The organism is Micromonospora globispora (assembly GCF_003857015.1).
In the GTDB taxonomy this organism is placed as follows: Bacteria; Actinomycetota; Actinomycetes; order Mycobacteriales; family Micromonosporaceae; genus Micromonospora; species Micromonospora globispora.
Genome location: NZ_QGGF01000442.1, coordinates 1 through 17,913 on the forward strand (window position 1 = coordinate 1; position 17,913 = coordinate 17,913).

Below are 17,913 nucleotides of genomic sequence, written 5' to 3' on the forward strand. Positions count from 1 at the left end.
GTATTGAGGTGCCATGTGGGTTTTCCTCCACGCCGACGAGGTGAGCTGTCGGGTTCGGGCCGAGGACGCCCGGCCGCCGCTGGCGGCTTCACCCCGAGGTGTCGAGCACCGAGGAACGTCTGGGTCCCCCGCTCCTGCCTGTGGTCCAGGTACCGACGGCCGGCGGCAGGATTAGGCGTTGCCGGCCCGTGGTGTCCGCGATCGCGAACGCAGACGACGTTAGGACCGGTTTCGGACGATCGCCCACTTCTCGTGAAGTTCCTCACCGGGCCACGTGAGGGCCCGCGGCTCCGAGTTGCGAGGTGCGCGGACGTGCCGTACGGAGGCCGCCGAGCGATTGCCCGGCGGCCTCCGCACGGTTGGTCAGTACGTCAGGCCGTACCCCTGCGGGAAGAGCGGGACCTGGCCGTCGCCGGCGTTGATCGGTTGCTGGCTGACCGAGTTCATCCAGGTCATCGGCAGGGCGCCGGTCGGCGCCGCGGCTCCGAACAGGACGTCCGCCACTCCGTCGCCCTCGGTGCCGGGCAGCCAGGACGCCAGCAGCGCGTCCCACTTCGGCAGTTCGGTGGCGATGTCCATCGGCCGGCCGGAGACCAGCACCACGATCACCGGTACGCCGGCGTTGCGCAGCGTGGCGATGGTGCGCAGGTCCTCCCGGTCCAGGCTCATGCTGCCGGTCCGGTCGCCCTGGCCCTCGGCGTACGGGGTCTCCCCCACCAGCGCGATCGCGGCCCGGTAGCTGCGGTCGATGCCGGTGCCGCGCTGGTTGTAGGTGACGGTCGTGGTCGGACCGACCGCGGCCCGGATGCCCTGCAGGATCGTGGTGCCCGGGGTGATGGCGCCCGAGGAGCCCTGCCAGGAGATGGTCCAGCCGCCACTCTGGTTGCCGATGTTGTCGGCGTTCTTGCCGGCGACGAAGATCTTGTTGTTGTCGCGGGCCAGCGGCAGGACGCCGTTCGCGTTCTTCAGCAGCACCTGCGACTCGCGGACGGCCTGCCGGGCGAGGGCCCGGTGGGCCGCGCTGCCGACGGTCGGCGTCCAGCTCCGGTCGGTGTACGGGCGCTCGAAGAGGCCCAGCTCGAACTTCTTGGTGAGGATCCGCCGGTTCGCGTCGTCGATCCGGCTCAGCGGCACGTGCCCGTTCTGCACCTCGGCGCGCAGCGTACTGATGAAGGTCTTCCAGGCCGTCGGCACCATCACCATGTCGATGCCGGCGTTGATCGCCGTGGTCACCTCGGCTGCGGTGAAGCCGGAGCTGCCGTCGATCTGGTCGATGCCGTTCCAGTCCGACACGACGAAGCCGGAGAAGCCGAGCTCGCCCTTGAGGACGGTCGTGATCAGGTACTGATTGCCGTGCATCTTGCCGCCGTTCCAGCTGCTGTAGGAGATCATCACCGAGCCGACGCCGCGCTGCACCGCGGCCTGGAACGGCGGCAGGTGGATCGCCCGCAGCTCGGCCTCGGTCAGTTCCGTGTTGCCCTGGTCGTCGCCGCCGGTGGTGCCGCCGTCGCCCACGTAGTGCTTGGCGGTGGCGAGCACCGAGGTCGGCCCGCCCAGGGTGGCTCCCTGAAGCCCGGTGATCAGCGTGGTCATGTCCGATGGGATGTCCGGCGTCTCGCCAAAGGACTCGTAGGTGCGGCCCCACCGGTCGTTGCGGGCCACGCAGAGGCAGGGGGCGAAGTCCCAGTCGACGCCGGTGCCGGAGACCTCCTCGGCAACCGCCTGACCGATCTGCTGCACCAGCGCCGGGTCGCGGGTGGCGCCGAGCCCGATGTTGTGCGGAAAGATCGTCGCGCCGACCACATTGTTGTGCCCGTGCACGGCGTCCACGCCGTAGATCATCGGGATGCCGAGCGGCGTGGCGAGGGCGGCCCGCTGGAAGGAGTCGTACATGTCGGCCCAGCTGGCGGCGGTGTTGGGCGAGGGCGCGGAGCCGCCGCCGGAGAGGATCGAGCCGAGCCGGTAGGTGGTCAGGTCGGTGGCGGTGACCGAGCCGCGCTCGGCCTGGGTCATCTGGCCGATCTTCTCGTCCAGGCTCATCCGGGAGAGCAGGTCGGCGACGCGGGTGGCGACGGGCAGGGTCGGGTCCTGGTACGGCCAGGTCGCGGCGGTCGCGGCCGGCGGCGCGACCAGTCCGACGAGCGCGACGAGGAGCAGGGCGAGGGCCGGTGGGCCGACGAGGCGGCGGCGGAGGACGTGGGTCACGGGTCACTCCTCTCGGAGGAATGGTGCTGCCGTTCACCGGCAGCCTATGCGGCCGATGCATCGATGGACACCGTTGGATAACGCAAACTGTGAACAACCCTGGCCATTCACGGACCGTCGCGCGCGCCGCCGCAGCCCGGGCTACGGTGACGGGGGTCGGCGGCAGCCGGCGGCAGCGACGCGGCGAGGACCCGGGCGAGGTGGCGCACCAGACATGACCGACTACGGACACGACCTGATGTTCGGCAGCTTTCTCACGCCCGCCGCCGGCCAGGTCGAGCAGGTCGTCGCCCGCGCCAAGCTCTGCGAACAGGTCGGCCTGGACCTCGTCACCTTCCAGGACCACCCGTACCAACCGAACTTCGTGGACACCTGGACGCTGATGTCCTTCGTGGCGGCGGCAACCAGTCGGATCCGGCTCTCCGGCAACGTGCTGAACCTGCCGCTGCGCCAGCCGGTAGTGCTGGCCCGCAGCATCGCCAGCCTGGACCTGCTCACCGGCGGCCGGGTGGAGCTGGGCCTGGGCGCGGGCGCGTTCTGGGAGGCGATCGAGGCGAACGGGGGTCGGCGGCTCAGCCCCGGCCAGGCCGTGGACGCGCTGGACGAGGCGATCCGGATCATCCGGGAGGTGTGGGCCACCGACCGGCGCGGCGGAGTCCGGGTCGAGGGCGACCACTACCGGGTGGTCGGCGCGAAGCGGGGGCCCGCCCCGGCGCACGACGTGGGGATCTGGGTGGGCGCGTACAAGCCGCGGATGCTGCGCCTGGTCGGCCGGGCGGCCGACGGCTGGCTGCCGTCGCTGGCGTACCTGCCGAAGGGGCCGGCCGAGCTGGTGGACCTCAATGCGCTGGTCGACGAGGGCGCCGCGGCGGCCGGGCGGGATCCCCGGTCGGTGCGGCGACTGCTCAACCTCTCCGGGCAGTTCATCCGGTCCCGCTCCGGCTTCCTGGCCGGCCCCCCGGAGCAGTGGGTGGAGGAGGTCGCCGGCCTCGCCCTGGACCACGGCATCTCCGGCTTCATCCTCGGCGCCGACGACCCGACCGCGATCCAGCTCTTCGCGCAGGAGGTCGCCCCGGCGGTGCGGGAACTGGTGGCCTCCGAACGCGCCGAGCCGGGCAGCCGCGCCAAGGCGGTCGAGGAGCAGCGCGAGGTGGTCGAGGCCGGTGGTGCCCCCACGCTCGCCGTCACCCCCACCCCGGATCCGGGCGTACGGCTGACCGACCACCAGCTCTGGGACGAGTCCACCCGCCCGGTCGCCCCGCCGCCGCCGGCCGGCCACGTCTACACCCCGCACGCCCAGGCCGTCGGGGCGCACCTGGTCGACGTGCACGACCACCTACGGCAGGAGTTGGCGCAGGTGCGGGATCTCCTCGAGCAGGTCAAGCGGGGGGTGGTCTCCGCCGGTGCCGCGCGGGCGGTGCTCAACCAGATGACCATGCGGCAGAGCAACTGGACGCTGGGGGCGTACTGCGCCGCGTACTGCACCGTGGTGACCCAGCACCACGGGCTGGAGGACAACTCGATCTTTCCGCACCTGCGGCGCGCCGATGCCGGGCTGGGGCCGGTGCTCGACCGCCTGGAGGCCGAGCACGTGGTCATCCACGACGTGGTGGAGGGCGTGGACCAAGCTCTGGTCGACCTGATCCGCAACCCGGGCGACTTCACCGAGGTCCAGAAGGGCGTGGACGTGCTCACCGACACCCTGCTGTCGCACCTGTCGTACGAGGAACGGGAGATCGTGGAGCCCCTCGCTCGGTACGGCTTCTACGCCGGGCAGGTCTGACCGTATTCCGGTCAGCGCCCCGCCTCGGCGTGAGATAGCTGACTTTGGTTTTCCTAAGCCAGCGGCGTAGCGTCCTCGGCATGACGGACTTCCTCGAGCAGCGCGACGCGTGGCTGACCACCAACTGCTCGATCGCCCGGGCGATCGAGGCGGTCGGAAACCGCTCCACGCTGCTCCTGCTGCGCGAGGCATCCTTCGGCACCCGCCGCTTCGACGACTTCGCGCGGCGGGTGGGCATCAGCGAGCCGGTCGCCGCCGCCCGGCTGAAGCAGCTCGTCGCGGACGGACTGCTCGAACGACGGCCCTACCAGCAGCCCGGGCAGCGGACCCGGGACGAGTACGTGCTGACCCGCAAGGGACAGGAGCTGCTGCCCGTGCTGACCGCGCTGCGGCAGTGGGGGGACGCCTGGGCCGCCGACGAAGCCGGCCCGTCCGTTCGCGTCCAGCACCACGACTGCGGCGCCGCCGTTCACGCGCGGCTGCGCTGCGAGGCCGGGCACGACGCACCGCCCGGCGAGATCGACGTGCTGCCGGGCCCGGGGCTGCTTCGGGCGTGACCGCTTGGCCGTCGACACACCTTGAACGAGAACTCAGGAGCAGGACATGAAGATCGCTGGACGCGCCGCGCTGGTCACCGGGGCCAACCGAGGATTCGGCCGACACCTGGCCGCCGAGCTGGTGGCACGAGGCGCCACCGTCTACGCCGGCGCCCGCAACCCGGACAACGTCGACCTGCCGGGCGTCACGCCGGTCCGGCTCGACATCACCGACCCGGCCTCGGTGACCGCGGCGGCGGAGCTGGCCGGTGACGTCACCCTGCTGGTCAACAACGCCGGCGTCAGCACCGGGGCGAACCTGCTCGACGGCGACCTGGCGCAGACCCGGCAGGAGATGGAGACCCACTACTTCGGCACGCTGTCGGTGGTGCGCGCCTTCGCGCCGCGGATCGCGGCCAACGGCGGCGGGACCATCCTGAACATCCTGTCCGCGCTCTCCTGGATCAGCTTCCCGCAGGTCGGGGCGTACAGCGCGGCGAAGTCCGCCGAGTGGTCGATGACGAACGCCCTGCGTACGCAGCTCGCCGACCGGGGCATCCGGGTCGCCGGCCTGCACGTCGGGTACATGGACACCGACATGACCGCCGGGGTGTCGGGGCCGAAGTCCGACCCGGCGGACATCGCGCGGATCGCGGTCGACGGGATCGAGGCCGACCGGTACGAGATCGTCGCCGACGACACCTCCCGACAGGTACTGGCGGGGCTTTCCGGCGGCGTGGCTGCGCTCTACCCGCAACTGCCCTGACCAGAGGCCGCCCGGCGTCCCAGCGGGACGCCGGGCGGCGTACGGCTACAGGCTGCGGGCGAGCCGGTCGGCGAGGATCCGGGCGAACCGTGCCGGGTCGGTCAGCTCCCCGCCCTCGGCGAGCAGCGCCATCCCGTACAGCAGCTCGGCGGTCTCGGCGAGGGCCTCGCTGTCGCCGTCCTGCTCGTGGGCCTTGCGCAGCCCGGTCACCAGCGGGTGGGTCGGGTTGAGTTCGAGGATCCGCTTGACCCGCGGGACCTCCTGCCCCATCGCCCGGTACATCTTCTCCAGCGTCGGGGTCATGTCGTGGGCGTCACCGACGACGCAGGCCGGCGAGGTGGTCAGCCGGGAGGAGAGCCGGACCTCCTTGACGCTGTCGGCCAGCTTGCCGCTCATCCAGGAGAGCAGCTCGGCGTAGTCCTTCCGGTCCGCCTCGGCCTTCTCCCTCTCCTCGTCGGTCTCCAGGTCGACGTGGCCCTTGGCGACGGACCGCAGCGGCTTGCCGTCGAACTGCCCGACCCGCTCGACCCACACCTCGTCCACCGGGTCGGTGAGGATCAGCACCTCGTAGCCCTTGGCGCGGAACGCCTCCAGGTGCGGGGAGTTCTCGATGGTGGTCCGCGACTCGCCGGTGGCGTAGTAGACGTCGGTCTGGCCGTCCTTCATCCGCTCGACGTACTCGCGCAGGGTGGTGAGTTCGGCCGGGTCGTGGGTGGAGGCCACCTGCACCAGGTCGAGCAGCGCCTCGGTGTTGTCCGGGTCCTCGAGCAGCCCCTCCTTGACCACCGCGCCGAACTCGGTCCAGAACGTCCGGTACGCGTCGGCCCGGTCGGCCTTCATCTCCTTGAGGGTCGCCAGCACCTTCTTGACCAGCCGGCGGCGGACGGCCCGGATCTGCCGGTCCTGCTGAAGGATCTCCCGGGAGATGTTCAGCGACAGGTCGTGGGCGTCCACCACGCCCTTGACGAACCGCAGGTAGTTGGGCATGAGGGCGTCGCAGTCGTCCATGATGAAGACGCGCTTGACGTAGAGCTGCACGCCGCGGCGGCCCTGCGGGGAGAACAGGTCCAGCGGGGCGTGCGAGGGCAGGAAGAGCAGCGCCTCGTACTCGAAGGTGCCCTCGCCGCGCATGTGGATGGTCTCGAGCGGGTCGGCCCAGTCGTGGCTGACGTGCTTGTAGAACTCCTTGTATTCGGCCTCGTCGACCTCGTCCCGGGACCGGGCCCAGAGCGCCTTCATCGAGTTGAGGGTCTGCACCTCGCGGGTGGTCTCGCCACCCTCACCCGGCCGCTCCACGGTCATCCGGATCGGCCAGGCGATAAAGTCGGAGTACCGCTTGACGATCTCCCGGATCGTCCACTCGGCGGTGTAGTCGTGCAGGTTGTCCTCGGTGTCGGCCGGCTTGAGGTGCAGGGTGACCGCGGTGCCCTGCGGGGCGTCGTCGACCGCCTCGACCGTGTAGGTGCCCTCGCCGGCGGACTCCCACCGGGTGCCGCCGCTCTGCCCGGCCCGACGGGTCAGCAGGGTGACCTTGTCGGCGACCATGAACGTGGCGTAGAAGCCGACACCGAACTGGCCGATCAGCTCCTGGGAGGCGGCGGCATCCTTCGACTGGCGCAGCTTGCCCAGCAGCTCGGCGGTGCCGGACTTGGCGATCGTGCCGATCAGGCCGACCACCTCGTCGCGGGACATGCCGATGCCGTTGTCCCGGACGGTCAGCGTCCGGGTGTCGCGGTCGACCTCGATCTCGATGTGCAGGTCGGCGGTGTCGACGGCCAGGTCCTTGTCGATCAGCGACTCCAGCCGCAGCTTGTCCAGCGCGTCCGACGCGTTCGAGATGAGTTCGCGCAGAAAGACGTCCTTGTTGGAGTAGATCGAGTGGACCATCAGCTGGAGCAGCTGACGGGCCTCGGCCTGGAACTCCAACGTCTCAACCCGGTCGCTCACACCGGCTCCCTTCCACCTCGCGGGCCCTATGGCGGAAAGGATACGAGCCGTGCGCGCCCCGGCAGCAGAGGGTCGCGGAGGCACGTTCTGGTCCAACCAGTTGACGGGTTGATGTGTCCCGGGCCACACTTCTGCCCATGGCCTTCGCCCCCGTCCCCCGCGCCTCGGTTTCCGACCACGTCTTCGGCCAGCTCCGCGACGCCATCGTCAGCGGCCGCTACCAACCGGAGGAGACGCTGCCCGGCGAGCGGGAGCTGGCCGGCGCGTTCGCGGTGAACCGGCACGCCGTCCGGGAGGCCCTGCGCCGGCTGCAACAGCTCGGCCTGGTCCGGGTCAGCCAGGGCGGCGCCACCCGGGTGCTGGACTGGCGCGTGCACGCCGGGCTCGACCTGGCGCTGTCGCTGACCCAGTCCGGAGACGTCCTGCCGGTGGCGACGCTGGTCCGCGACATGCTGGAGATGCGGGCCTGCGTCGGGATCGACGCGGCCCGGCTCTGCGCCGAGCGCGGCGACCCGGCGGTCACGTCCGCCGTGGTCCGGGCCGCCGAGGAGTACGCCGCGCTCGCCCCCGACCTGCCGCGGATGGCGGAGGCCAACATCGCCATGTGGCGGCTCATCGTCCGCGGCTCCGGCAACACCGCCTACCTGCTGGCCTTCAACAGCCTGGTGGCCGGCACGCTCGCCGTGGGCGACGTCCCGCCCGACGGGCGGGCCGCCGAACTGCTCGACATCACCAGCCACCGCCGACTCGCCGCGGCGATCGCGGCCGGCCAGGGCGCCGCCGCCGCCCGGCACGCCCGGGCCCTGCTCACCGCCCCGGTCTCCACCCCCACCACCCCGTCTGACAAGGGAGCCCGAGCATGATCCCCGCCGTGCTCTACGCCGTCCCGGCGTTCCTGCTGCTCATCATCATCGAGGCCGTCTCCTACCGGTTCGCGCCGGACGACGACGAACGCGGTTACGAGGTACGCGACACCACCACCAGCCTCTCCATGGGCGTCGGCAGCCAGATCATCGGCGTGCCGTGGAAGTTCGCGACCATCGGCATCTACGCCGGACTGTGGACGCTCGCCCCGGTGCACCTCTCCCCCGCGCACTGGTCGACCTGGGTGCTGCTCTTCTTCGTCGACGACCTGGCGTACTACTGGTTCCACCGGCTGCACCACGAGGTACGGCTGCTCTGGGCCTCGCACGTGGTGCACCACTCCAGCGTCTTCTACAACTTCTCCACCGCGCTGCGGCAGAGCTGGACCCCGATGACGTCGCTGCCGTTCTGGCTGCCCCTGGCGCTGCTCGGCATCCCGCCGTGGATGATCTTCCTCCAGCAGTCGATCAGCCTGCTCTACCAGTTCTTCCTGCACACCGAGCGGATCGACGTGCTGCCCCGGCCCATCGAGTGGATCTTCAACACCCCGTCCCACCACCGGGTGCACCACGGCTCCAACGCCGAGTACCTGGACCGCAACTACGGCGGCATCCTGATCATCTGGGACCGGCTCTTCCGCACCTTCGAGCCGGAACGCGCGGCCGTCCGGTACGGGCTGACCAAGAACATCACCACCTACAACCCGCTGCGGGTGGCCACGCACGAGTACGCCTCGATCTGGACCGACGCCCGCAGGGCCACCTCCTGGCGGCACCGCCTCGGCTACGTGCTGGGCCGCCCCGGCTGGCAGCCCGCCCGGTGAGGCGGCGCTGGCTCGGGCTGTTCGGGGTCGTCGCCGGGGTCGAGCTGGCCGGGGTCGCGCTGGACTCGACCGTGGTGCAGTGGCTGGCCAAGCCGTTGCTGGCGCCGCTGCTGCTGGTGTACCTCTGGGCCGCCCGCCGACGACTCGACGGGGTGGCGGTCGGACTGGTGTTCGCCACCGCCGGGGACGTGGCGCTGCTGCTACCCGGCCGGACGGCGTTCCTGGTCGGCATGGCGTGCTTCCTGGTCACCCAACTCGCCTTCCTGACCACGTTCGTCCGGCACCGGCGGCCGCCGGTCGCGGCGGTGGTGGCGTACCTGGCGGTGTGGGGCGTGGCGAACGCGCTGCTCTGGGGCGGGCTCGGGCCGCTGCGGCTGCCGGTGCTCGGCTACAGCCTGGCGCTGTGCCTGATGGCCGCCGCCGCGACCGGGGTGTCGCGGCGGGCCGCCGTCGGCGGGCTGATCTTCCTCGCCTCGGACCTGCTGATCGGGCTCGGCGCGGCCGGCGTGCACCTGCCTGGCCAGCGGATACTGGTGATGAGCACCTACATCGCGGCACTCTTGCTCATCACCACCGCGTGGGCAGCGAGCGGGCGCGGCTCGTCCCCCCGGATCGGAGACCGTCCACCGGCGTTGACCGGTTGACCACCCGGCCGGTGCCGGCCCTGGACCGGTACCGGCGGGTATCCTGCTGCGGGTCGACGAGCGGGGAGGTGGGCGTGTCCAGGGACACGGAACGCAAGCTCATCGCCTCCAACAAGAAGGCGCGGCACGACTACACCATCCTCAAGACCTACGAGGCCGGGATCGTGCTGGCCGGCACCGAGGTCAAGTCGCTGCGCGAGGGCCGGGTGTCACTGGTCGACGCGTTCGCCCAGGAGCGCGACGGCGAGATCATGCTCTACGGTCTGCACATCGCCGAGTACGGCTTCGGCACGTGGACCAACCACCAGCCCCGGCGCACCCGCAAGCTGCTGCTGCACCGCATCGAGATCGCCCGGATCCTGGAGAAGCTGCGCGAGGGCGGACTGACCCTGGTGCCGCTGTCGATGTACTTCGCCGGCGGGTGGGCGAAGGTCGAGCTGGGCCTGGCCCGCGGCCGGAAGTCTTACGACAAGCGGCAGGCCCTCGCCGAGCGGGACGCCAACCGGGAGATCGCCCGGGAGCTGGGCCGCCGCCTCAAGGGGGCCCGACCCGCGCGGTGAGCGGCGACCCACCGGGGCGGAATCATCCGCCGATGGTTGGCCGCGACGTGTGCGGGTAGTCACCCGCGCCAGCCGGGTGGGCCGGTTCACCGTCGGTCTGCACCCGTCCCGAACTGCTGGCCGCGCTTCGGGGGTCGCGGACCAATGACCGATTCGTCACCGCCGTCCACGGATCGGGGCAGCTCGGACGACGTCGTGGAGCTACGGGTGCACGGGGTGTCCGGGGCGAGCGCCGGTCAGGTGCTGGACCGCCCGCACGTCCAGCAGGTGGCCGGTGACCGCAGTGGCGGCTTCTACCGCCCCCGGCCGGGTTACCCGGACACCACCGGTCCCGGTGGGGTGGTGTTGGAGGCGTACCGGTGGAGCGACCTGCCGTCCGGTACCGCTGCGCGGGCGCTCTCCCTGGTGTTCCTGTTGCCGTTCATGCTGAGCAACGTGGCGGTCTGGATGTGCCCGGCCAGGCGGGGACCGGGCACCGCAGCCAAGGTGCTGTGCCGGCTGCTGGCGCTCACCCTCACCCTGCTGTACGTGCTGTCGGTCGTCGGTGTCGCCCTCGACGTGGTCGCCTGGCAGTGCATGGCCTCGGCCCGCTGCCTCGCCGGACGTAGCTGGCTGTCCTGGTTGGGGGGTCGTCCCGTCGAGCTCCGCCTCGCGGTGCTGGCCCTGGTGCCGGTCGCCGCCATCGGGCTGGTCTGGTCGCTGGGCGCCCGCCCCGGTCGCTCGTACGACGCGTTCCGGACGCCGACGGGTGAACTGGAGGGGAAGAGGCTCAGCGCGGTGGGCCATTGGGACGCCATGCCGATGGTCCGGCGGTTGCGGGCGATCCACGTCGCGGCCGCATTCGCCATGCTGGACCTCACCCTGCTCATCGCCACCGGTGCCCGCGGTCCCTCCGGGACGACGGTCGGCCTGCTCACCGTTGCGGTCGCGGTGCTGGTCGGCTGCCTGGCGCTGCTCTGCGCGCCCGCCCTGCTCGACACCACCGAGGCCCGGGTGACCGACCGGGTGACCTCAGCACTGCAGGCCACCGCGTGCGGCCTCACGGTGGTGACGGTCGCCGCCGTACTGCTAGACGGGACTCCCTGGCCCCGCGCCGCGGGACTGCCGGGGTACGACGAGACGGTGGCCTCGGTGTTCCTGTCGCAGACGGCCCTGCTCGCCGCGCTCGGTCTGCTGACGCTGTCGCGGCGCAGCCGCCGAGAGCGCCAACGGGGACTCCTGCGCGGGATGGGAGCGCCGGTCCTCGCCGCGGCCGCGGCGGGGCTGGCGGTGGCCTTCTCGGCGAATCTCGTCTACCGGACGGCCGCTTTCCTCAACCGGCGCGCGATCACCGAGCGCCCCGGCGATCTGACGCCCCCGCCCCTGGCCTACAAGTGGGCGATCTTCGGCTTCTTCCTGGCGGTGAGCACGGCGGCGATGGTGGGCGGTGCGATGACCTTGCTCTCCCGCCGCACCCGGCGGCGGGCCGCGGTGCGGATCGTCGCCCACGACTTCCCGGCGGCCCCGCCGGAGGCGGCGGACCGGATGCGGCAGGTGGAGAAGGCGATCGCCCGGGCGAGGTTCACCGAGCGGCTCGGACCGCTGGCCATCGCGTACGCCTATCTGGCCGGGCTGGGCCTGGCCGCGAGCGCCCTGGGACTGCTCGGTCTGCAGCCGAGCCCACTCGCGGAGCGTCTCTTCGGTGTGCCGAGCGGGTTGGTCACCTTCGGGCTCACGATGAGCAGCTACCTCATCGTGGGCGTCGTCGTCGCCCTCCTGGTCGGCGGGCTGTTCGCGTACCGGACGGCGGAGTTTCGCCGGTACGTCGGGGTGCTGTGGGACCTGGGCACGTTCTGGCCACGGGCGGCCCACCCGTTCGCACCGCCCTGCTACGCGGAACGGGCGGTGCCGGAGTTGGCGAAGCGGATCTGCTACCTGGCGGGACAGCATCGTGGGGTGCTGCTCACCGGCCACAGTCACGGCTCGGTGCTGCTGGCCGCGACCGTGCTGCAACTGCCGGCCCGGGTGCGACACCGGGTCGCGCTGCTGACGTACGGCTCGCCGCTGAACCGGCTCTACGCCCGCCTCTTCCCGTGGTACCTGGGCGAGGACGTGCTGTGCGAGGTAGGTGACCGAATCGGCTGGCGGTGGCTGAACCTGTGGCGGGACACCGACCCGATCGGCGGTTGGATCTTCGACGCCGGGCGGCCGGGCGAGCGATCCGTGACCGGCCCGGCCGGGACGGTCGACCGTCGTCTGCGGGACCCGGCCGGCGTGGTACCGCCGGCGAGCGACAGCGTCCCGCCCCCGATCAAGGGCCACTGGCCGTGCGAGTCGGACGAGTCGTTCGCGGCGGCGACGCGGGAGCTGGTGGACCGGCTGCGGCAGTCGCGTTGAGGCGTATCCAGCGGGGTCGGGACTTCCGGCCCTGACCCACCGCCCACCGTCCGAATACCCTGTGGGGTATAGGGAGGTGGTCCTGATGAGACGACTCCTGGTGCTGGGAGCGGGCACGGCCGGGACCATGGTGACCAACAAGCTCCGCCGCCGGCTGGCCCCCACGGACTGGGACATCACCGTGGTCGAGCAGCGGGACCGGCACTTCTACCAGCCCGGCTTCCTCTTCATCCCGTTCGGCGCCGCGCCGGGGAAGGCGGTCCGACCCACCCGGTCGACACTGCGCCCCGGGATCACCCTGCGCCGGGGCCAGATCGACCGGGTGCTGCCCGCCGACAACCAGGTGCTGCTCACCAACGGCGAGCGGCTCCGTTACGACCAGCTGGTCATCGCCACCGGGGTGGAGCCACGACCCGACCAGACCCCGGGCATGCGGGACCCGCGCCGGTGGCGGAAGAACGTCTTCGACTTCTACACCTACGAGGGCGCGGTCGCCCTGGCCGGCGCGCTGCGCGCCTTCGCCGGCGGGCGGCTCGTCGTGCACGTGACGGACCTGCCGATCAAGTGCCCGGTGGCGCCGCTGGAGTTCGCCTTCCTCGCCGACGCCCACTTCCGGCAGCGCGGCATGCGAGACCGGGTGGAACTGGTCTACGCCACGCCGCTGGCGGGCGCGTTCACCAAGCCGGTCGCCGCCCGCCACCTCGGCGCGATGCTCGACGAGCGGAAGATCGCGCTGGAGCCGGACTTCCTGGTGGAACGGGTCGACGACCACCGGCTGATCTCGTACGACGACCGGGAGATCCCGTTCGACCTGCTGGTCACCGTGCCGCTGAACATGGGCGCCGAGTACGTCGCCCGCTCCGGCCTCGGCGACGAACTCAACCTCGTCCCGGTGGACCGGCACACCCTGCTGTCGCGCACCTGGCCGAACATCTTCGCCATCGGCGACGCCAACGACCTGCCGACGTCGAAGGCCGGCTCGGTCGCGCACTTCTCCGTCGAGGTGTTCGCCGACAACTTCCTCCAGCACGTCCGAGGCGAGCCGATGACCGGGCGCTTCGACGGGCACGCCAACTGCTTCGTCGAGTCCGGCGACGGCCGGGGCCTGCTGATCGACTTCAACTACGACACCGAACCGCTGCCCGGCAGGTACCCCGTGCCCGGCCTCGGCCCGTTCCGGCTGCTCCGGGAGAGCCCGGTCAACCACTGGGGAAAGCTCGCCTTCCGCTGGATGTACTGGAACCTGCTGCTGCCCGGGCGTCCCATCCCACTGCCGGCGCGCATGTCGATGGCCGGCAAACACCCCGAGGAGTGATCGCGATGACCGTCACCACCATCGCCGGGCGCGACGTCCACGTCGACGCGGAGGGCTTCCTCACCGAGTACGACGAGTGGGACGACGAGCTCGCCACCCGGCTCGCCGGGCAGATCGGCATCGACCTGACCGACGCGCACCGGCGGATCATCGCCGCGCTGCGCGAGGACTACCGGCAGCACGGCGAGACCGCCACCCTGCGCCGGGTCACCACCCTGACCGGCGTACCCACCAGGGAACTCTTCGCGCTCTTCCCGAAGAAGCCGGCCAAGAAGATGGCGTACGTCGCCGGCCTGCCCAAGCCGCGCGGCTGCGTCTAGAAGGAGGCACCGTCATGACCACCACCACCACCGCGGCGACCGCCCCGACCGTGGTGCCGGACTTCGACGCCGACACCGGCCGCAAGCTCGCCATCATCTGCTCCAAGGGCACCCTCGACATGGCGTACCCCGGCCTGGTGCTGGCGAACGCCGCACTCGGTGAGGGTGTGGAGACGCACCTGTTCTTCACGTTCTGGGGCTTCGACATCATCACCAGGTCGCGGATGGGCGCCCTGAAGTTCACCCCGCTCGGCAACACCGCCACCCACCTGCCGCAGGGGCTCGGCGGCCTGCCCGGAATGACCGCACTCGCCACCCACCAGCTGCGCAGGCAGATCGCCGACATCGGCGTTCCCGAGGTGCCGGAGTTCCTCGCCCAGATCGTCGCCTCCGGCGGCCACCTCTGGGCCTGCCGGATGTCGGCGGACCTGATGCACCTCACCGAGGACGACCTGTACGAGGAGGTCGAGGGGATCATCAGCGCCACCGACTTCATCGAGAAGACGGACGGAGCGCAACTGCTCTTCATCTGACCCGGTCACGTCGAGGCCCGGCTCCACAGGGGAACCGGGCCTCGCCCGTCACCGGTCGCCCGGGCGAGGCACCCGGTTCCCGCTGTGACGGAGGCGACCCTGCCCCTGACATCGGTGTCGGCTCTATGGTTCCGGCATGAGCGACACTGCCGTCAACCAGCTCCGGGTCGTCCTGGTGACCGAGGACTTCGATGCCGCCGTGGTGTACTACCGGGACACCCTGGGGCTGTCCGAGTCGGCCGCCATCGCGGGCCCCGACGGAGCCCGGGTGGTCATCCTCGAGGCGGGCCGCGCCACGCTGGAACTGGCCAACGCCGCGCAGGCGCGGTTCATCGCCGAGGTCGAGACCGGCGGTACGCCGAGCACACCCGTCCGGCTCGCGTTCGAGGTGGCCGATGTGGACGCCGCCACCGCTGCCCTGGCCGGCGCCGGGGCCGGGGCCGGGGTGATCGCACCCCCGGTCCGTACGCCGTGGAACTCCCGCAACGCCCGCCTGGACGGGCCGGCCGGCGTGCAGGTGACCCTCTTCCAGGAGCTCGCCGCGTCGGACGGGCCCGCCGGACTGGTCGGTGCGACACTGACCGAGCTGGGCGGAGAGCGGGGGCTGCTGGCGCGTACCGTCGAACTGGCCCGGCGGCACGGCGCCGCCGGGCAGCTTCCGTTCGTGGCCGTCGTGGTGCGGGACGGGACGGTGATCGGAGCCGGCGCCAACACGACGCTGGTGGACCACGACCCGACCGCGCACGGCGAGGTCGCCGCGATCCGCGACGCCACCCGGCGTACCGGCTCGCCCGACCTCGCCGGGGCGGTGGTCTACTCCAGCTGTGAGCCGTGCGCGATCTGCCGGACGGTGGCCGCCGCGGCCGGCGTACGGGAGATCGTCTTCGCCGTCGGCAAGGAGGCCGTTCCGGCGGCGATCGACCCCACGCCCGACCTCACGGTCCGGCTCATCGACGCGGTGACCGCGCAGCTGCCCGGCATCGCCCGGCGCGGCGACGCCGGCCTGTCCGCCGAGGACCTGACCGCGCCGTTCCGGTCCTACGCCGACGCAGCCGGTCGAGGCTGAGCCACGGTCGGTCAGAACGGCGCGTCCACCGCCAGCCGGCGCACCTGGGTCAGGTACGGGTCCAGCTCCCCCACCTCGAACCGGCAGGTGCCGATGACGTGCCAGAACTGGCCGCCCGGGTCGCCGTCGAGCTTGTACCGCCCGTCGGGGCTGACCGCCGCCCAGCCCTCCGGCAGCCCGATCAGGGTGGTCCGCAGTTGCCCGTGCTCCGGGTCGGCGACATCCCACAGCCGGACCGTACCGTCGTCCCCGGCGCTGGCCAGCAGGCTGCTGTCCGGGCTGAACGCCACCGACCAGACCCGCCGGGTGTGCGCGGCCAGGGTGCCGTGCAGCCGGCCGGTGCCCGGGTCCCACAGCCGGATGGTGAGGTCGTCGCCGGCGGTGGCCAGCAGGTTGCCGTTCGGGCTGAACGCGCAGGACCAGAGCCGGCCGGTGTGCTCGGTGAGCACCGTGCGGCGCTCGCCGGTCCCCGCGTCCCACACCACCGCGGTGCCGTCGTTGCTGGCGCTGGCCAGCAGCGTCCCCTCAGCGTTGAAGGCCACCGCGTAGACCCGGTCGGTGTGCTGCTCAAGGGTGAGCCGGCAGGACGCCGTGGCGGCGTCCCAGAGCCGGACCAGCCGGTCGTCGCAGCCGGTCGCGATGGTCTCCCCGTCCGGGCTGAACGCCACCGCCCGCACCCGGCCGCGGTGCGGCGTGAGGGTGGCGAAGTGCCGGCCCGTCCGGCGGTACCAGAGCCGGACGGTGTCGTCGTCGTTCGCGGTGGCCAGCGCGTCGCCGTCCGGGCTGAAGGCGGCCGCCCAGACGTGGTCGGTGTCCACGTTCAGTTCCCGCTCGTCGATGCCGGTGTCGGTGTTCCACAGGTGCACCCCACCGTCCCCGCTCGGTGCGGCGAGCAGCGGCTCACCTGGGCAGAACACCGCCGAGACCAGCCGGTCCGCCGGGCTGACGAGCTGCCGCACCAGGCGGCCGGTACGCGGCTCCCAGAGCCGCACCACGCCGTCGTTGCCGCAGGTCGCCAGGACCGCGCCGTCGTCGCGGAAGGAGAGCGTGGTGACCCGCCGGCCGTGTCCGCGCAGGGTGTGCTGCAACTGCCCGGTGCGGGCGTCCCACATCCGGGTGGTGCCGTCGTTGCTGCTGCTGGCCACCTGGGCCTGATCGGGCCGCCAGACCAGCGGCCACACCGAACCGCGGTGCCGGGTCAACTCGTGTCGGGGCTGGCCGTCGGCGGTGTCCCAGAGGTGGATCGCGCCGTCGCTGGCCGCCGAGGCCAGCAGGGAGCCGTCGCCGTTGAACCGGACACTGTAGATCGCGCCGCGCTGCCGGCCCAGGACGCGTACCGGCCGGCCGGTGGCGACCTCCCAGAGCCGCAGCGCCCCGTGCGTGTCCCCGGTGGCCATCAGGTGGCCGTCCGGGTGCACGTCCAGGGCGTACACGTCGGCCTCGTGGCCGCGCGGCTGGCGCAGCAGCGCACCGTCGGCGGCTCGGCGGATCCACACCCGGCCGTGCTGCCCCACGGCCACCAGCGACTGCCCGTCCGGGGTGTGCACCACCCGATAGACCACCTCCGGCTCGCGGACCTCGAAGACCAGCGCCCCGGAGGCGACGTCCCAGCCGCGCACCACCCCGGCGCTGTCCACCACGACGAGCCGCCGGCCGTCCGGGCTGAACGAGGTGCCCCAGATCGGCGGGGCGTGGCCGGTCCACTCGTGCCGCAGCCGGGCGGTACGGGTGTCGTAGAGCCGGACCACACCCGCGGCGTCGCCCACCACCAGCCGGCCCCGGGAGCCGTCGGTCAGTATCGGCCACACCCAGCCGTCGAAGACGCCCTCGATGACGTGCCGCACGTCGCCGTGGTCGGCGTCCCACAGCCGTACGGTCAGGTCCGACGCGCCGGTGACCAACTGGTGCGACGCGGCGTCGAAGCGGACGGCGTAGACCCGACCCCGGTGCCCCTGGAGGGTGCGCACCGGCAGGCCGGTGGCGGTGTCGCAGATCAGCACGCCACCGTCTTCACTGCCCACCGCGAGGACCGCCCCGTCCGGGCTGTACGCGACCGGCACGGGCAGCCGGCCCACCTCGAAGCCGTACGAGACACCCACCGCCGACGGTGCCAGGCCGGGCACCACCGGCCGGCCGGGCGCGACCACCGCGCCGCGCAGCTCCGGCGCCCGGAGC

15 protein-coding genes and 1 riboswitch are annotated in these 17,913 nt (G+C 72.0%); of the genes, 12 read left to right on the forward strand and 3 right to left on the reverse strand.

Annotated features, from left to right (window positions below):
- Positions 1-20: 20 nt before the first annotated feature.
- A riboswitch (cyclic di-AMP (ydaO/yuaA leader) is annotated at positions 21-188 on the reverse strand.
- Positions 189-363: 175 nt separating this feature from the next.
- Positions 364-2,205, reverse strand: coding sequence for a glycoside hydrolase family 3 protein (locus DKL51_RS23705; RefSeq protein WP_185734903.1), 1,842 nt, complete (start codon positions 2,203-2,205; stop codon positions 364-366).
- Positions 2,206-2,419: 214 nt separating this feature from the next.
- Between DKL51_RS23705 and DKL51_RS23710 the strand changes: the two genes are divergently transcribed.
- The 3 genes from DKL51_RS23710 (at position 2,420) to DKL51_RS23720 (ending at position 5,290) form a co-directional block, all read left to right on the forward strand.
- The gene (locus tag DKL51_RS23710; protein WP_124812509.1) at positions 2,420-3,988 is read left to right on the forward strand and encodes an LLM class flavin-dependent oxidoreductase; all 1,569 of its coding nucleotides are present in this window, start codon (positions 2,420-2,422) and stop codon (positions 3,986-3,988) included.
- An 80-nt stretch (positions 3,989-4,068) separates the two neighbouring features.
- Positions 4,069-4,545, forward strand: coding sequence for a winged helix-turn-helix transcriptional regulator (locus DKL51_RS23715; RefSeq protein WP_109947341.1), 477 nt, complete (start codon positions 4,069-4,071; stop codon positions 4,543-4,545).
- 46 nt (positions 4,546-4,591) lie between these two features.
- Positions 4,592-5,290 (forward strand): SDR family oxidoreductase, encoded by a 699-nt coding sequence (locus DKL51_RS23720; protein ID WP_109947342.1) that lies wholly within the window; start codon positions 4,592-4,594, stop codon positions 5,288-5,290.
- A 45-nt stretch (positions 5,291-5,335) separates the two neighbouring features.
- Here DKL51_RS23720 and htpG read toward each other — a convergent pair whose 3' ends face one another.
- Complete coding sequence (gene htpG, locus DKL51_RS23725) at positions 5,336-7,237, reverse strand: molecular chaperone HtpG (RefSeq protein ID WP_109965678.1); 1,902 nt, start codon at positions 7,235-7,237, stop codon at positions 5,336-5,338.
- Between the two features lie 137 nt (positions 7,238-7,374).
- On the opposite strand from htpG, the gene DKL51_RS23730 reads away from it, so the two are divergent.
- The 9 genes from DKL51_RS23730 to DKL51_RS35845 all read left to right on the forward strand — a co-directional run bounded on the left by DKL51_RS23730 (position 7,375) and on the right by DKL51_RS35845 (position 15,738).
- Positions 7,375-8,100, forward strand: coding sequence for a FadR/GntR family transcriptional regulator (locus DKL51_RS23730; RefSeq protein WP_124812510.1), 726 nt, complete (start codon positions 7,375-7,377; stop codon positions 8,098-8,100).
- Positions 8,097-8,924, forward strand: coding sequence for a sterol desaturase family protein (locus tag DKL51_RS23735; RefSeq protein ID WP_109946540.1), 828 nt, complete (start codon positions 8,097-8,099; stop codon positions 8,922-8,924). Before DKL51_RS23730 ends, DKL51_RS23735 begins: the two co-directional genes overlap by 4 nt.
- Positions 8,921-9,568, forward strand: coding sequence for a lysoplasmalogenase (locus tag DKL51_RS23740; RefSeq protein ID WP_109965720.1), 648 nt, complete (start codon positions 8,921-8,923; stop codon positions 9,566-9,568). Before DKL51_RS23735 ends, DKL51_RS23740 begins: the two co-directional genes overlap by 4 nt.
- A gap of 74 nt (positions 9,569-9,642) precedes the next feature.
- A complete protein-coding gene (gene smpB / locus DKL51_RS23745; RefSeq protein WP_109946545.1) occupies positions 9,643-10,128 on the forward strand; it encodes an SsrA-binding protein SmpB in 486 nt (161 codons plus the stop codon).
- Positions 10,129-10,272: 144 nt separating this feature from the next.
- Entirely contained in the window at positions 10,273-12,504 is a 2,232-nt protein-coding gene (locus tag DKL51_RS23750) for a hypothetical protein (RefSeq protein ID WP_109946542.1), read from the forward strand.
- A gap of 85 nt (positions 12,505-12,589) precedes the next feature.
- On the forward strand, positions 12,590-13,819 hold the full coding sequence (gene sqr, locus DKL51_RS23755; RefSeq protein WP_109946543.1) for a type III sulfide quinone reductase, selenoprotein subtype: 1,230 nt from the start codon (positions 12,590-12,592) through the stop codon (positions 13,817-13,819).
- A gap of 5 nt (positions 13,820-13,824) precedes the next feature.
- Positions 13,825-14,139: a TusE/DsrC/DsvC family sulfur relay protein gene (locus tag DKL51_RS23760; RefSeq protein ID WP_109946546.1), complete on the forward strand. Its 315-nt coding sequence runs from the start codon at positions 13,825-13,827 to the stop codon at positions 14,137-14,139.
- Positions 14,140-14,153: 14 nt separating this feature from the next.
- Positions 14,154-14,672, forward strand: a complete 519-nt coding sequence (locus DKL51_RS23765; protein WP_109946544.1) for a DsrE/DsrF/DrsH-like family protein — start codon at positions 14,154-14,156, stop codon at positions 14,670-14,672.
- Between the two features lie 136 nt (positions 14,673-14,808).
- Complete coding sequence (locus DKL51_RS35845; RefSeq protein ID WP_207783970.1) at positions 14,809-15,738, forward strand: deaminase; 930 nt, start codon at positions 14,809-14,811, stop codon at positions 15,736-15,738.
- An 11-nt stretch (positions 15,739-15,749) separates the two neighbouring features.
- On the opposite strand, the gene DKL51_RS23780 is transcribed toward DKL51_RS35845, so the two are convergent.
- Positions 15,750-17,913, reverse strand: a 2,164-nt coding sequence (locus DKL51_RS23780) for a WD40 domain-containing protein (protein ID WP_498070937.1), incomplete at its 5' end; no start/stop codon positions are given.